This is a genomic window from Paenibacillus sp. YIM B09110, from assembly GCF_037167145.1.
Lineage (GTDB): Bacteria > Bacillota > Bacilli > Paenibacillales > Paenibacillaceae > Pristimantibacillus.
In genome coordinates this window covers 22,355-37,751 of record NZ_JBANSP010000019.1, presented here as the reverse complement: position 1 = coordinate 37,751, position 15,397 = coordinate 22,355, and the positions used below count along the sequence as shown (strand labels likewise).

At 51.6% G+C, this 15,397-nt stretch carries 14 protein-coding genes; 10 read left to right on the top strand and 4 right to left on the bottom strand.

Annotated elements, in window-relative coordinates:
* The first annotated feature begins 124 nt into the window (after positions 1 to 124).
* Positions 125 to 1,405 carry an ATP-binding protein gene (locus V8F51_RS23200; protein WP_337102881.1) on the top strand — a complete coding sequence of 427 codons (1,281 nt, stop codon included), beginning with the start codon at positions 125 to 127 and terminating at the stop codon, positions 1,403 to 1,405.
* Between the two features lie 277 nt (positions 1,406 to 1,682).
* Here the strand turns inward: V8F51_RS23200 and V8F51_RS23195 are convergent, their stop codons facing one another.
* From V8F51_RS23195 to V8F51_RS23185, 3 genes are all read right to left on the bottom strand, one after another.
* Positions 1,683 to 4,661, bottom strand: coding sequence for a DEAD/DEAH box helicase (locus V8F51_RS23195; protein ID WP_337102932.1), 2,979 nt, complete (start codon positions 4,659 to 4,661; stop codon positions 1,683 to 1,685).
* A 14-nt stretch (positions 4,662 to 4,675) separates the two neighbouring features.
* Positions 4,676 to 6,328, bottom strand: coding sequence for an SWIM zinc finger family protein (locus V8F51_RS23190; RefSeq protein ID WP_337102880.1), 1,653 nt, complete (start codon positions 6,326 to 6,328; stop codon positions 4,676 to 4,678).
* A gap of 154 nt (positions 6,329 to 6,482) precedes the next feature.
* Complete coding sequence (locus tag V8F51_RS23185) at positions 6,483 to 6,863, bottom strand: hypothetical protein (RefSeq protein WP_337102879.1); 381 nt, start codon at positions 6,861 to 6,863, stop codon at positions 6,483 to 6,485.
* A 278-nt stretch (positions 6,864 to 7,141) separates the two neighbouring features.
* Here V8F51_RS23185 and V8F51_RS23180 point away from each other — a divergent pair, with 278 nt between their 5' ends.
* The 3 genes from V8F51_RS23180 (at position 7,142) to V8F51_RS23170 (ending at position 8,381) form a co-directional block, all read left to right on the top strand.
* A complete protein-coding gene (locus V8F51_RS23180) occupies positions 7,142 to 7,324 on the top strand; it encodes a hypothetical protein (protein WP_337102878.1) in 183 nt (60 codons plus the stop codon).
* Between the two features lie 150 nt (positions 7,325 to 7,474).
* Positions 7,475 to 7,915 (top strand): CcdC protein domain-containing protein, encoded by a 441-nt coding sequence (locus tag V8F51_RS23175; RefSeq protein ID WP_337102877.1) that lies wholly within the window; start codon positions 7,475 to 7,477, stop codon positions 7,913 to 7,915.
* A gap of 76 nt (positions 7,916 to 7,991) precedes the next feature.
* The gene (locus tag V8F51_RS23170; protein ID WP_337102876.1) at positions 7,992 to 8,381 is read left to right on the top strand and encodes a hypothetical protein; all 390 of its coding nucleotides are present in this window, start codon (positions 7,992 to 7,994) and stop codon (positions 8,379 to 8,381) included.
* Positions 8,382 to 8,427: 46 nt separating this feature from the next.
* Here V8F51_RS23170 and pdxR read toward each other — a convergent pair whose 3' ends face one another.
* Positions 8,428 to 9,849 carry a MocR-like pyridoxine biosynthesis transcription factor PdxR gene (gene pdxR, locus V8F51_RS23165; protein ID WP_337102875.1) on the bottom strand — a complete coding sequence of 474 codons (1,422 nt, stop codon included), beginning with the start codon at positions 9,847 to 9,849 and terminating at the stop codon, positions 8,428 to 8,430.
* Positions 9,850 to 9,983: 134 nt separating this feature from the next.
* Between pdxR and V8F51_RS23160 the strand changes: the two genes are divergently transcribed.
* From V8F51_RS23160 to V8F51_RS23135, 6 genes are all read left to right on the top strand, one after another.
* The gene (locus tag V8F51_RS23160) at positions 9,984 to 10,460 is read left to right on the top strand and encodes a RidA family protein (RefSeq protein WP_337102874.1); all 477 of its coding nucleotides are present in this window, start codon (positions 9,984 to 9,986) and stop codon (positions 10,458 to 10,460) included.
* A gap of 1 nt (position 10,461) precedes the next feature.
* On the top strand, positions 10,462 to 11,034 hold the full coding sequence (locus tag V8F51_RS23155; protein WP_337102873.1) for a DJ-1/PfpI family protein: 573 nt from the start codon (positions 10,462 to 10,464) through the stop codon (positions 11,032 to 11,034).
* Between the two features lie 151 nt (positions 11,035 to 11,185).
* Positions 11,186 to 12,937, top strand: coding sequence for a putative bifunctional diguanylate cyclase/phosphodiesterase (locus tag V8F51_RS23150; protein WP_337102872.1), 1,752 nt, complete (start codon positions 11,186 to 11,188; stop codon positions 12,935 to 12,937).
* Positions 12,938 to 13,394: 457 nt separating this feature from the next.
* Positions 13,395 to 13,988, top strand: coding sequence for a hypothetical protein (locus V8F51_RS23145; protein WP_337102871.1), 594 nt, complete (start codon positions 13,395 to 13,397; stop codon positions 13,986 to 13,988).
* A gap of 15 nt (positions 13,989 to 14,003) precedes the next feature.
* Positions 14,004 to 14,243 (top strand): hypothetical protein, encoded by a 240-nt coding sequence (locus tag V8F51_RS23140; RefSeq protein ID WP_337102870.1) that lies wholly within the window; start codon positions 14,004 to 14,006, stop codon positions 14,241 to 14,243.
* 90 nt (positions 14,244 to 14,333) lie between these two features.
* Positions 14,334 to 15,323 carry an aldo/keto reductase gene (locus V8F51_RS23135; protein ID WP_337102869.1) on the top strand — a complete coding sequence of 330 codons (990 nt, stop codon included), beginning with the start codon at positions 14,334 to 14,336 and terminating at the stop codon, positions 15,321 to 15,323.
* Positions 15,324 to 15,397: the final 74 nt, after the last annotated feature.

The following is a 15,397-nucleotide window of genomic DNA, read 5'->3' as shown; positions in this document are numbered from 1 at the left end:
AAGAAGCGGTTCTGACAGTCTGGATATAGACTGCGGACTGCTTTTTTTGTTGCCGAAAAGATGCATCCAACCGAGTCCTTTTATGATATATTTAGGTTAAATAGGTATAGGGCTGGGGGAAGTCATGGTCGCTCAATTCAAAGATTTTATTCTTAATATTTTTCTTATTTTTTCCCCGCTCGTGTTTTATCCGTATATTTTCAGAGTAAAGGGCAAATTGCTGCTCTATCGGTTTCTTCTCTATATTCTTTTTGCGATTGCGCTTATTACGACGATGTCCTTTCCCATCCATATCCACGGCCTTACATACGATTTTCGCTCTATCCCTTTAGCAATCGGCTCGCTATACGGCGGGATGCCCGTCGCGTTGTTGTTATATGCGACATTGCTGATCTTTCGGTATTTGTCAGGCAATCCGAACGAGCTGTTTTATTTATTCGCGCTGCTGCCGAGTCTGATTGTCGTCTATGGGATTAACAAGCGTTATCAAGCGCTCAAGCTGCCGCATAAGATTATGGCTGCCATTTTGTTATGTACTTCCATTAAACTTATTACATTCTCTCTCTACCTCTCGATGATCGGAAGTCTCGAATTGCTTTACAAGAAGCCGATAGAGACATTGGAAACCTATCTGCTGCAAGGCGTCATTATCGGAATCGGCATTTATTTAATCGAGATTCTCGGCAAATATTTTTACATGCAGGAAGAGGTTATTCGCAGCGAGAAAATGAAGATCGTCGGCGACATGGCCGCCTCCGTCGCTCACGAGATTCGCAACCCGCTTACGACCGTCAGAGGGTTCATCGAACTGCTCGGAACGGCTAACTTAAGCCAGCAGAAGAAAGAGTTTTACAAAAAAATCAGCTTGGAAGAATTAGATCGCGCGCAGCTGATCATCACCGATTACTTGACGCTGGCCAAGCCCGATCCCGAGACGGTCGAAAATATCGACTTAAATGAAGAGGTTCATTATTTGTCGAATGTGCTGCTCACTTATGCGAACTATAACAACATTCAGATTAAAGAGTACACAGCTGAGGAGCAGCCGCTCTTTGTTGCCGGGGATCGATACAAGTTCCGCCAAGCGATGATCAATATTGGCAAAAATGCGATTGAGGCGATGCCGGGCGGCGGTCTGCTCGAGATCAGATCGGAAAAATATCAAGACCAACTGCTTATTAGCATTAACGATACCGGCTGCGGCATGACGCAGGAACAAATACGGAGGCTCGGCACACCCTATTATTCGACAAAGGAGAAAGGGACAGGCCTTGGGACGATGGTGTCGTTTGGGATTATTAAGAAGATGAACGGCAAGATCGATATTCAAAGCAGAGTAGGGGCGGGAACCTCGTTCCAGTTCAGCTTCGCTGGGAAGGCGAAGTCTGGCAGGGAAGCTGGCTAATTTTACTGAGGTTACGTTAGCCTGTATTTCATACAGTCTAATCGCTTCCAATATTCCATTAAGTTACTTTTTAGTGGAAAACATACAGCCAAAGCAGGCATTTTAGCCATCAGTAGATTTATTTCGTGCATTTGACTGTACAAAACCCAATCAAAGCCTGCTATCTTCTCATTCCTAGCATTTTGATTGTATGTAATCCATTCAAAATGTGAGTACGCATATGCCAAATAGAAATGGGATGGAGCAGAATAATGTCTGCTCCATCCCGTTTTCATGTTTATTCGGCGAAATCATGCCGCAGCGTGAAGAGGTCGCGCAGCGCATCGGTCGATAGCTCGGTAATCCAGCCTTCGGAGCTTGTGATGATCGTGTCGCTAAGCTGCTGCTTGCTCTCGAGCATTTCGTCGATCCGCTCCTCGAGCGTACCGAGCGAGATGAACTTATGCACCTGTACATCTCGGGTCTGGCCCATCCGGTATGCGCGGTCGGTCGCTTGGTTCTCGACGGCCGGATTCCACCAGCGGTCGAAGTGGAAGACATGGTTCGCTGCCGTCAGATTGAGGCCGACGCCTCCAGCCTTGATCGATAGGATGAATACGTTCGGCTGCTCCTCAGGGGGCAGGGTCTGCGATTGGAATTGCTCGATCATTCGATCGCGCGCGGACTTGGACGTACTGCCGTTCAAGTACAGCACCGGCTGCTGCAGCTCCTGCCGGAGCACCTGCTGCAGCATCTGTCCCATGCCCACATATTGCGTGAAGATGAGGCAGCGCTCGCCCTCGTCGCGCAGCTCGCGAACCATCGCGAGCAGACGCTCCAGCTTGGAGGAGCGGCTGATGAGCGCTTCCGTATCAAGCGGAGCATCGGCAGCGGCTTCGCCGATTGCTGCCGCCGTTCTCTCCTTCGTCAGCAGCAGCGGGTGATCGCATAGTTGCTTGAGCTGGGTGAGCGCGGCGAGAATCGCGCCTTTCCGCTCGATGCCCTCAAGCTTCTGCATGCGGTCCATGAGCTGATTCACGCTCTGGTCATATAGTGCGCCTTGCTCGGCCGTGAGATGAATGTACGTCTTCATCTCGTTCTTATCCGGCAAGTCGAGCTGGATCGCGGGATCCTTCTTCTTGCGGCGAAGCATGAACGGCTTAACGAGCTTCTGCAGGTCAGCCATCCGTTTCTCGTCGCGCTCGGTTTCGATTGCCTTGACGAAACGCTGCTGGAAGCCGGCCGCGCTGCCGAGGAAGCCGGGATTGATGAAGTCGTAGATCGACCATAGCTCGCTCAGCCGGTTCTCGATCGGCGTGCCTGTAAGGGCGATGCGATGCTTGGCCTTCATGCCGCGAACGGCCAACGATTGCTTCGTCTGAGCGTTCTTAATGTTCTGCGCTTCGTCAAGGCAGATTGCAGCCCAGTTAATGGACTGCAGCAGCTCTTGATCAAGCGTGGCCGTCGCATAAGAGGTCAGCACGATATCCGCTTGCTGAGTCTGCGCAAGGAAGTCGTCGCCGCTGTTGCGCCTGCCGCCGTAGTGGAGCGTGACGCTGAGCGACGGGGCGAAGCGCGTAATTTCTTTCTGCCAGTTGCCGAGTACGGATGTCGGGCAGATGATAAGAGCCGGGGGAGCGCCGTCTTCCAGCGCTCCCGTTTCCTTCATATGCAGCAAGTACGCGATCAGCTGTACCGTCTTGCCCAGGCCCATGTCGTCGGCGAGACAGGCGCCGAGACCGAAGCGTCTCAGGAAGGAAAGCCATGCGTAGCCTTCCCGCTGATAAGTCCGCAGCTCGGCGCGCAGCCCGGCCGGCGGCTCAAGAGGCGGCAGCTCGGATTGCGCGCCGAGCTGACCGATGAGTTTGACGAGATGCTCGTTAAGCTCAACCTCGAGCTGGATGCGGGCCGCGTTGTCCGCCGCTGCAGCCGCCTCTTCTTCAGGGCTGCTCGCGCCGCCGTTGCCAAGCAGATGCAGCTGCAATACGTCCTGGAAGGATAATCCTTCCGTCCGATCCACGCTGGCCATCAGCTTGCGAATCTGCGACAGCAGGGCAGGGTCAAGCGAAATCCATTGCCCGCGGAAGCGGACGAGGCGTTCGTTGCGTGCGACGAGCGCGGCGAACTCTTCCTCGGTGAGATCGGCTTCGCCGATTGCGATTCGCCAGTCGAAGTCGACGAGCGAGTCGAGGCCGAACAGCGACTGCGACTTGTTCGCCCCGCGCCCCGCGCCGTCTTTCACTTTGGCGCGCAGCCGCGGCTTCTTCTTGCTCGCCGCCTCCCACCAGGCGGGAAGCAGCACTTGCCAGCCGGCTTCGAGCAGACGCTTGCTGTCCGTCGTTAGAAACTGCCAAGCGGCTTCGTCCGATAACGGAGCGCTAAGCAGATCATCGTCGTGTGCGCCCGCGCCCGCAAGTTGCTCAGCAGGCAGGCAAGCGCGCAGATGCTCCAGCCAGCCAGCCGATCGCTCTTGCACGAAGCCCGTCCATGACGCCGGCCAAGAACCTAACGCGCTGCCATTCCCTGTCAGGCGGATTGGCGTAATCGCCGCAGGGTCCAGCTTGTCCTGCAGCACAAGCCGAAGCCGCCAGTCCAGCTCCTCCTCGCCCGGCTCCAGCAATTGCAATAGCGGCCTGAACGGCGCCGAATCGGCTCTCCAGCCGACCGCAATGAGCCAAGCCTGCTCGTCCATCCCGGCAGCCGCCGTGCGATCTTCCGCGAATAAGAGCGGAAATTCCCGGTGCAGATCGGTTTGCTCGGCTTCGGTAGCATAGAAGCGACCGAATACGGCGGCCGAGAATGACGCTCGAAGCCCTTCGGTAAGCGTATCCTCATCCTGATCCTCATGCGCCTGCGATTGATCCTGTATCCCTTGCGCGTCTATATGGTCCCACGACCATTCCAGCTTGCCTTCCTGGAAGGCAGGGAGACTCGGAATATATCGCTTTTCCTCCAGACATGCCGTCAGCACTGGCGCCAGCCGAACGAGCGCGGGGCCATGTCCGGCCCATTCCCATTCAATCGAAGAGAGAAGCTCCAGCTCGGCGAAGAACGGTAGCACCTGCTCGGCAGGCAGCAGAATGAGCTCGGTATGCTGTACCTGCATGACTTCAAGCTCTGTTCCATAGAAGGACGGCTCATGCCAGGCAAATAAGCGGTGCTTAAGCGCCAAGCCGCTCATAGCGGTGTTGCGATTCGCTCTATATCCGTATAAGAGGGCGTCGCCCTGTGTCGTTATTGTAACGGTAACCTTGATCATGTCTACTTGGATGCTCATGTTCATGTTCGTACTCATGGTATCAGCTTTCCTTTCCTCAATTCCTCTGATAAGGCGCGCAGCCTGCTATGCCGCTCGAGGAACGAGTTCAAGAACAGCTCCCATCTATCCTCTCGTTTCAGCTTATTATATAGCTTGGCGAGCCTCTTAAGCAGCTTGACCGCCTGCTTGTAATCGGCTCTGTTCTTGAGCAGAACGTACCGCTCCACGGCTTGGTGGTAGAAGGGGAGCAGCAGCTTTGGATCGTTGCGCTCGATATCCGCGAATTCCGAGACGCGATAATCGAGCGGTTCTCTGCCCGCGCTCATCTGGAAGTCCATCCATTCGCGCAGCTTGCCGTAAGCGAGCAGCTTGTCCTCATAAGCCTCCTGGCTGGCTGGCAGTCGTTGCTTCAGCGCATGCCACATGAGCGGTTCGGCGTCTGGACGATGGAGAAGCACCTCGTCCCATAGATGCGAATACAATTGCTCGGCATGGGTGACTAAGCCTACGATGTTCGAACCGAACCATGACAGCCAACGGATCAATCGATCCCAATGCTTATCTTTAATGAGGGCATGCAGGAATCGAAACAGATCATCGGAACTGCCATCGGACCGCTTGATCGTGCCCAGCAGCTCCCAAGCCTTCTCGTCCTCGGATAAGCTAAACGACATCCAACTCTGCGCAATCAGCCACGGATATTGGCGGAGCTCGCCTCCCAACGCTTCGGAAGCAACCATCAGCTCTCGAAGCTCTTCCTCATAAAGCGCTGCGCCGTTCATATTCGGTGTCAGCCACTCCGTCCACAGCTGGAAGTAGAAGCTGACCGCAGCTTGCTGAATGCGTGATTGGACGAGCATGGCGCGGCGAATAATAGCGAGTGTCTCCTTGACGCGATCCCATTGCTCAGGTTCAGCTTGGATGGGAAGATTCGAATCCAATACGCCCATCATTTCTTTCTCTAGATCGATAGCGGCCGAATTCGTGAAGAAACCCATATAGAAATGGCTCGGCATGGAGGAGTTCGTCATCGGCTTCGTCAGCGCTTGAAGGACGAAGAGCCGGGCGTTCAGACGAAGAAGCTGCTCCAGTACGGGCGAGAGCGGGGGCTTGTGAGACATAATGGCCTTTAGTGAATCTTGCACGTATTGTCCGTTCCGCGTCTTCTCCTCAAGTCCTGCCGTGCAATGGGCGAACCATTCATGCCACTGGGCGATCGTCATCTGAGCAAGCATGCTGCCCTTGCCCGTCAGTTCTGCTGCCGATAAGACGGCTGGCTTATTGGCAAGAGGCTGCCGTTTGCGTACGGATGCCGCGAATGTAGTTGCGGATCGCGGCGAAGGCTGGCTGAAAACATGCTGTCCAGCGTTCACAAGCGTCTCGACGGATCGGTTCTGCAGCCGGGCGTACTCGAGCAGAATCGCGAATTGATGCTTGCAGTTGCCGCCTACCGGACACGAACAGCTGCTCAGCGTGAAAAAATCGAGGTTGATCTCGACCCTATAATTGTCGTTCCCCTCGACGATTCCCTCTATTTGCTGCGGCGCGCTCATCGCGATATGAAGCACCCGCCCCTGTCTGTAATAAGCATATCCGCGCTTAATGGTCCCATCGTCGAAGCTGTCGCTTACGTCTTGAACAAGCATATTCCATTGATTGTTATCTATCCTATACAAGTTATCCATGTTCGAATAATCTCCCATTTGTTTCACTATGAAAAATAGCTTCGGCCGCCAAAGAACGGCGTCTTCCGGCTACCCTAGATTATATCACTAAACGCGAAAAAATGGCGGCACAGGAGGGAGAGCCTGCACAGCCATTTCATCGTGGTTCGTTTTGTTAGCCCTTGAAGGTGCCTTTGGTAAGCTCCTGTTGAGTGAAGCGCTGAGCAGCAACGAGCTGGCCGTCCGCGTTTTTGCCCCAGGCGGAGACGAGCACGTTCTTGTTGCTGGTGAAGATTTGCACCTCGTATTGCGCGATTGTTGCAACGTCGAGAATGACGAAGTTTGATTCGAATCTTCTCAATGTAAATGACTGATTGCTCACGAGCCGCTTCCTTCCGTTTAATTGAAACAGCTTCACGCGTACCCTTACGTTATTGCAAGTACTGTTGTTGAGAGCCTTGACGAAGACGAAGCTCGACGCGCCCGGCGGCGTGAACGAATCGTCGACATTAACGGAGTTCTCGACGGGGCCTGTTGAAAATTTGTACACAGCCATCTAATCTCACAACCTTTCAATAGATTCATATATTCTATGAAAAGGTTGCCAAACGGCTTGGACGATTCTACTCTATTAGCTGAAAATAGGCTGCCCTCCTATCGTGAGACTGCGAATCGGGAAGGATATTTTAGAATACGATTTGCTCTCTTTGGAGGAGAGACGCTGAGGCGGATATTTGCGGATAATAGCGATCATATGCGGTTTTTCAATCCCCGGTTATTCCGATATACTTAATCGAGACGAGACAAAATACGACTGCTGGAGGCTGATTTTACTTGACTTATTCGGATTTGTTGGGTCGTCGCAACGAGATTTTGAAGAAGCGCATCGAGAAGTTTGCCGTGAAGAGCAATAAGCGGGGCTTAAGCTCGCAAGAGAGCCATTTTTATCAGCATATTATTAAGGAATGGCATCAGAACGAGATGGAACTGAATACGGTAAGACGTCGTCAGATGTAGCAAGCAACATCATCGTTATTCGTTAGGAGCATCTTATGATGCTCTATTTTTTTGCGTATATAAATATTTCTAAAATAACCTAATCCATGTATACTGGTTGAGGATAAAAATAGAGCGGAAAGCGGTGAAGACGTGAACGAAATGTATGTAATGATTTTGGTGATTGCTGTATTCGTATTATGGAGGCGAACAAGAGCTTTCTACAGGCCGGTGCTCGGAGGGAAACGTCTGTTAATGCCGCTGTTGTTCATGCTGCCGGGCGTGACCCTGTTCATGAATTCGGACGTACATGCACCGATGTATGATTGGATTATTGCCGTCGTTCTGGGTATTGTATTGTCACTGCCGCTCATATGGACAACGAACTATGAGATTCGCGACGACAACCAAATTTACGCAACGAAAAATATGGGCTTTATTATTGCATTTTTAGCTGTCCTTGCGATCCGATTCGCCCTTCGCGGCTACCTTGATATGGTTAATGCTTCGACGTTGGGCGCCTTGTTCATGCTCGTTGCGTTCTCCTATGTATTGCCTTGGCGTGTGGTCTCCTACATGAAGTACCGCAAGGTCGCCGGGCTTCGAGCCTAATCCCGAAACAATTGCTACGCGAGATACGTCTTATAGATGCATCAAGAAAAAGCGTTTCGAGAGAGGGGCAGTAGTTATGCGTTGGCTTCCTGCTGCAAGAAGCAGTCGTTGGTGGTTATGGGCGGGCATATCGTCGCTTACGGCAACCTTGCTGCTATGGCTTATACGGTTCGTCCTTATGGAGCAGACATTCACGGGAGTGTATGCGTTCAGATTTCTGCTGTTAGGCACGGGCTTATCGTTTCTGTTCGGCTTCTTCGGATGGCTGGGCGCGCGTAAGCTGGCGTTATGCTCGACTGCCGGACTCGCGGCGGGTCTAATCGGAATGGCTGTTTATTCTAGAGATATGACCGGCTGGGAGGATCTCATCAGCATTCTTGTGTTTATGGAGTTGATTGCAGCCGGATTCGCCGTCGGTCTTATTGTAGAGGTCATTTATCTCGTTATTCGACTTAGAAAAAAATAATACGAAGCAAGCGATATGCCGCTCTTGGGCCATATCGCTTTTTTTATTAATGACGCCATGTAGGCGACCATGCTTCGCTTAACAATTGAATGCCGTGCGACATCTCGCTGTCAGTAATGCCTCCGAAGCCCAGGTACAACTTAGGCTTGTCGTTAAGTCCGGGTAGGTCCGGGTTTTGCAGACCGTAGACGCGAACCCCTGCGGCTGCCGCAAGCTCGATGAGCCGCTCGGCGCTGCAGCTCGCTTCCAGCGTCAGCTCGATATGCAGCCCGGCATGATCGCTTGTTACTAGCGCTTTGCCCGGCAAGCAGCGTTCGATGCATGCGATCAGCCGCTCATGCTTTCTCCGATACACCTGCCTCATTTTGCGAATATGACGATACCAATGGCCTTTCTCCATGAACAGCTCCATCGCCCACTGATCGATTCGCGACGGGCATGTCAGAATATGCGTTAGATCGTTTAGCTTCTCCATAAGCTTTGGCGGGAGCACCATGTAGCTCATCCGCAGCGCGGGCGTGAACGACTTGGAGAATGTGCCTAAATAGATAACGGAGTCGTGGCGGTCCATCCCTTGCAGAGAAGGGATTGTTTTGCCGTAATAACGGAATTCCCCGTCATAATCGTCTTCGATGATATAACTGCCGCTTGCCTGTGCCCATTGCAGAAGCTGTTGCCGCGTTTTGTAGGGAAGCGGACTACCCGCGGGACGATGCGACGGGGTTAGGTAGAGCGCCTGTAGCGTGCTGCGTTCCAATTGCTCGAAGGTCAATTCGTGATGTTCGCCTTCGCCTTGAATCGGGATAAGCTTTAATTGATTTTGTTCGAAAATCGTCCTCACCTGAGCAATGCCATACGCTTCTACACCAACGGACAGTCCTTCTCCAAGCAGCCTTGACAGCACATGGATGCTGTTCGAAATGCCCGTGCCGACGACGATCTGTTCGGCCGTACAAACCGCTCCCCTCGAATTCGTCAAGTAGCGCGCAAGCTGTTCACGCAAGCTGTGTTCGCCTTGCGGTTCACCGTATTCGTGAATGAAGCGGCTGTTTGCCGCAAGCGATTCGGCTAGGGCGGATCGCCACTGGCGGAGCGGGAACGACTCGCCGTCGACGGTCAATAGGCTGAAATCGATCACTGCGTCCTGCGGCTTTGCGTTTTGCTCGTACTGCTGTCTCGCAGGTTCGTTATTGTGCGGATATGAGCTCACGCGCGGGTGCTGTCCATAATGGTGATGAATCACATATAGGCCGGAGCGAGGTTTGCTCGCCGCGTAACCTTCCTCCAGCAGCATCTGATAGGCGGTCTCGACGGTCGTTTTGCTGACGCCTAGTTGCTTGCACAACGTCCTCACCGAGGGAAGCTTTGTTCCGTTTTGTACGATGCCATCCTGAATAAGTGTCTTGATACGCTTGTAAAGCTGTAAGTATAGCGCTCCTGTATCGTTCGGATGAAGCGTTATATCCATGGGGTAATTGCCTCCGCTTCAGTCAATCTGACCACTAAAAAGAGTGGTTGACTGACACTTTGTTAAGGGTCAATTGTAGTATAGACTGTGATTTAAGCAATCGGCAATAGAGAAGGGTGAAGGGGGACAACGGCGTGGGTAACGATGTACAGATAGAGGATACGGGATCTAGGTTGGAGAGGTTAGGCATCAAGCTGCCGCCTGCCAGCGAACCGGCAGCGAGCTACGCGAACTGCGTCCTGGAAGGCGGACTGTTGTTCGTATCGGGCAAAGGACCAAGCAGCGGAGCAAGAGGGAAGCTGGGTATCCATTATACGACGGAGGAAGGCTACAAGTATGCGAGAGAGACGGCGATTGAGATATTGGCCGTCGTCCAGTCCTATCTTGGCTCATTGGACAAAGTGGCGCGCGTCGTGAAGGCGCAAGGCTTCATCAACGCAAGCGCGGAGTTCGAGGAGCATCATAAGGTGCTCGACGGCTTCTCCGATCTAATGGCCGAAGTGTTCGGGGATAGAGGCGTACATGCTCGCTCCGTATTCGGAGCGGTATCCTTGCGAGGCGGGCTGCCCGTTATTATCGATTCCATATTTGCTGTGCGGGAGGAACATTAAGATGCGGCTTGCTTTTATATTATTCGACGACATGACGACGCTTGACTTCAGCGGCTTCCATAATGCGGTCACTTGGCTGAAGAAACGCGGCATTGTGGAAAATATGACTTGGGATTATTGCGCGGCTGCGGAAGAGATTACGGATGATCGCGGCATGCGCGTAAAGGCCGATCTTGTTTTGCCGAATTTGGGCGATTACGATGTCGTGTTCATTCCTGGAGGAATGGGGACGAGGAGACTCGTTGGCGACGCTTCGTTCATCGAGTGGCTGCGGACGGCCGAAGGAGCCGAATATAAGGCTTCCGTCTGTACGGGAGCGGTTCTACTTGGCGCTGCGGGCTTGCTCGCAGGGAAGCGGGCGACAACGAATCCGAACGCAATCGAGCTGCTTGTTCCTTATTGCGACACTGCGGTGAAGGAGAGATATGTGCGGGACGGCACCATTTTTACGGGTGGAGGAATTACGGCATCCGTCGATTTGGGATTGTTTTTCATCGAATCGATCTGGGGCGAGGCTGTTGCGGCAGATATTCAGCAAACGATGGATTATCCGTATTTTAAACGCTTAACGTAAGCGTCATAGCATGGAAGTGGAGGGGGACTTGTCCAATTTGGACACGGTTCCTTCTTTTTATTTGCGTAAAAAAGAGAATAATGGAGGAATTTCGGTAATTTTGTAGAAAATTTTAACAGTACATACTGTTTACCGAATGGGAGAGGGCCACATGCTGCATAGAAAAAAAGACAAGAGTACCCATCCAATAAGAAATGAAGCTTATGAGAAGCTAGGCAAGGGATGGGGAGACAAGCGCTCCTTCAGCCCGTTGCAAGGCTCACTGCGGATTGCAGGCATATATTTTATAGTCGGGAGTTTGTGGATCTTGCTTACGGATCGGGCTGTATCGGCTATTACGGACGATGCCGATTGGCTCGCAAGCATTAATATGATTAAAGGGTGGTTCTTCATCCTCGTTACCGCGCTGCTCGTCTTCGGGCTCATATGGCGGACGCTTAAGCGCATCAAGAGGATGGAAGAGAAGCTGGAGCTTGCTTATCGCGAAATGGTGCAGGCCCACGATGAGCTGGAGTCCGCTTACGAGGAGATTACGGCGACCGAGGACGAGCTGCGGCAGCAATACGAATTCGTTATCGATAATCAGAAGAAGCTGAGGGAAAGCGAAGAGAAGATGCAGCATTTGGCCTACCACGATCTGTTGACAGGTCTGCCGAATAAGCTGGCGCTGTACGAGAATGTATCGAGTTCTTTCCTTGCCGGTAGATCGGGCCAAGCAGCGTTGCTGTTCGTCGATATAGACAACTTCAAATATATTAACGATACGATGGGGCATGGATTCGGCGACCGGCTCATCTTGAAGGCAAGCGAGCGTTTAAGGGCAATCGTCGGCCGTCAAGGTGACGTATACCGATTCGGCGGAGATGAGTTCATTATCGTATGGCATTCACTAGAGGAGCAGGGGCATATCCATGACGCGGCGGGCAGCGTGTTATCCTGCTTCAAGGAAGCAGTGGATGTGGAGAACACGATGATTCATATCAGCATTAGCGTCGGCGTCAGCTTATATCCCGATCATGGCAATGATATGATGGAACTCGTCAAACGCGCAGACATTGCGATGTACAAAGCGAAGGAAGCGGGAAAGGACAACTATGTGGTCTTCGATCATCCGCTGAACGAGATGTTCGCCGAACGGATGATGATCGAGAAGCAGTTGTATAAGGCATTAGAGCAGGAAGAGTTCGAGCTGGTCTATCAGCCGCAGGTCGATTTGGCGACGAACCGGATATCGGGACTGGAGGCGCTGCTGCGTTGGAAGAGCCCGGAACTCGGTTATGTATCGCCGCTTAAGTTCATTAACGTTGCGGAGGATTCGCATCTAATCGTGCCGATCGGCGAATGGGTGCTGGCGACCGCTTGCCGATTCCTGAACGAGCTTCATCGCAAAGGGTTCGCTGACCTGACGATGTCAGTCAACATATCCGTGCTGCAGCTGCTGCAAAACGACTTTAACGAGATGGTGCTCCGTACGCTAGGGCAGTCGGGACTTGTACCGCATCATTTGGAGCTGGAGATTACGGAGTCGGTGCTGCTTGAATCTTATGATTACGTAAGCGTGAAGCTGAACGAGCTGAAACGCGAAAATATTAAGATCGCGCTGGACGACTTCGGCACTGGCTACTCCTCGTTGAGCCATCTGACTCATCTGCCGATCTCGACGCTGAAGATCGACAAGTCGTTCATCGATCTGATCGGAGCGGAGTCGAATCAAGCGACGCTTGTGGAACAAATTATTTTGATCGGCAAACGAATGAGCATGTGCGTGATCGCCGAAGGCGTGGAGGAAGAGAGACAGTTGGCTTACTTGCAAGAGCGGGGCTGCGACAAGGTGCAGGGTTACTTGTTCAGCAAGCCGTTATCGGCCGGCGAGCTGGAGCAGCTTCTGCTCGGTTGGAATTAATAATGGAAAATAAGGGGAACCTTACTTGCGCTGGGCCTTGGGGTTCAGAGCCGGTAAGGTTTTTTTGAATTGCCTACACCTCCGCTTGTGGCGGCGAGTTCCACGTAGCCCGTAAGTGCCTATGTGCTCCTACAGACGAGTAACGTATGTGACTTCAGCGCTGTAAGTACATATGTGCTCTTACAGCAAACTTTGGCGCGTGGCGGCGAGTCCCACGTAGCCTGTAAGTGGCTATGTGCTCTTACAGACGAGTAACGTATGTGACTTCAGCGCTGTAAGTGCATATGTGCCTCTACAGCAAACTTTGGCGCGTTGCGACCATTCCCATGTATTCTGTATGTGCATAATGGACCTAGTTGGAGCTAGGTGAGAGCAAAGTCTAGTTTTGGGGCATAAGCAGCGGCATACGTGCAACAAAGTTTTTCCATTTTTCGTCAGAACAGTGAGGTGATATAGAATGAGAGCATTTATTTTATTAGGATATGTTGCGTTAACGATCGTATTGGCAAGCTGCAGCTCGCAAGCAAAGATCGATAAGGGTAGTTCCGATCCCTCCCCTGCCCCGTCTAATAGCGAAGAAATAAACGGGTCAAGCGCCGAGGCAACGGAAGGCGATTTTGTCTATCGGCTTGTCTCTGACAAAGAAGAGTATCGCAAAGGTGAACCCGTAAAGGTATATGGAGAATTAGAATACATCGGAGACAAGGATTCTGTGACGATTTATCACTCTGCATCACCGTTCTATTTTCCGATAACGGAGACAACAAGGAATTATGGGATTGCTTATATAATGGACCAACCCTTATTGAACACAACGATCAAAAGAGGAGAACTGCTTCGAGAAGAATACAAACGAGGCGGCGGTTACGGTGAACAAGATGAAAAGGATTATGTTGATTTCATAAAAAGCTTATGGGAGGACGGCTTTCCTGAAGGCCACTATGTCGTTGATGGTTATGTTGATTTTTATGTCCAAGCGAATACGGACGGCGAAGATAATAAACAAAGCTATAAGATACAAACTGACATTGATTTCGATGTAAAGGAATAGGAGAGGGGAATGAGAATGACTCCAAAAAACATTCACGAAACTCAGCCTGAGAAGGTCCAGACGGGGGATGTAATTCCTAACGTTCATTATGTCGATGAGAACCTTCGCTCTATTCAACAGATAGAAGGCGGAGGACCGATACGGAAAGTTGATCTCGGTACGCTGCCGCGTCCTCTAAGGATCTTTGGCTATTTTTTCATCTCAGTTATTGTGTTAATGGGTGCGGCGGTTGTTGTAATCAGCTTCGTTCGATAATATGCATATCGCTTGACTTGGAGTTAACTCCAAGGAGTAAACTATAGTAGTTGGAAAACCAAAACGATTATGAAGGTGAGGAACAATGAAATGGATTATATGAAACTTGGAAATACAGGCCTGGATGTATCTCGGCTTTGTCTTGGCTGTATGAGCTTTGGTGTAGCGGAGCGTTGGACCCACCCTTGGATACTTAATGAAGAGAACAGCCGTCCTTTTATAAAAAGAGCTTTGGAGCTGGGGATCAATTTTTTTGATACGGCGAACGTATATTCAGACGGAACGAGCGAAGAAATCGTTGGCCGGGCATTAAAGGAGTACGCCAATCGAGATGAAATTGTTCTCGCGACTAAGGTTCATTTCCGTATGCATCAGGGTCCCAATGGTGCTGGACTTTCCCGAAAGGCAATCATGAGCGAAATCGATAAGAGCCTTAAGAGACTGGGTACGGATTATGTGGATCTGTATCAGATCCATCGCTGGGACTACGATACGCCAATCGAAGAAACGATGGAAGCGCTGCATGACGTTGTGAAGGCAGGGAAAGCAAGATACATAGGCGCTTCAGCAATGTTCGCATGGCAGTTCCAAAAGGCATTGCATGTTGCCGAGAGAAACGGGTGGACGCGATTCGTATCGATGCAAAATCACCTTAACCTCATATACCGTGAAGAAGAGAGGGAGATGATGCCGCTTTGCAAGGAAGAGAAGATCGGCGTCATTCCTTATAGCCCGCTTGCATCCGGAAGGCTCGCACGCGAATGGTCCGAAACCACTTATCGTTCCGAAACCGATCAAGCCCAGAAAATGAAATATGACGCTACAGCCAGTGCAGACCTCTCTATTATTGAGCGGGTTGCGGCAATCGCGGAAAAACGCGGCGTTCCACGGGCTCAAATCGCGCTTGCCTGGTTGCTGCAAAAAGAACCGGTAACCGCTCCGATCTTCGGCGCTACGAAAATGTCCCATCTCGAAGAAGCGGTAGGAGCTCTTTCTATAACGTTGACCTCTGAAGAAATTGCGTCGATGGAAGAGACGTATGTCCCTCATCCGGTCGTTGGCGCGATTACGTCACGATGAACGCTTAATTGTTACTGTGAGTGTAAAGTTGATTAAACCTATTCATTGCCTATATCCGGGTACATGGCCGATGG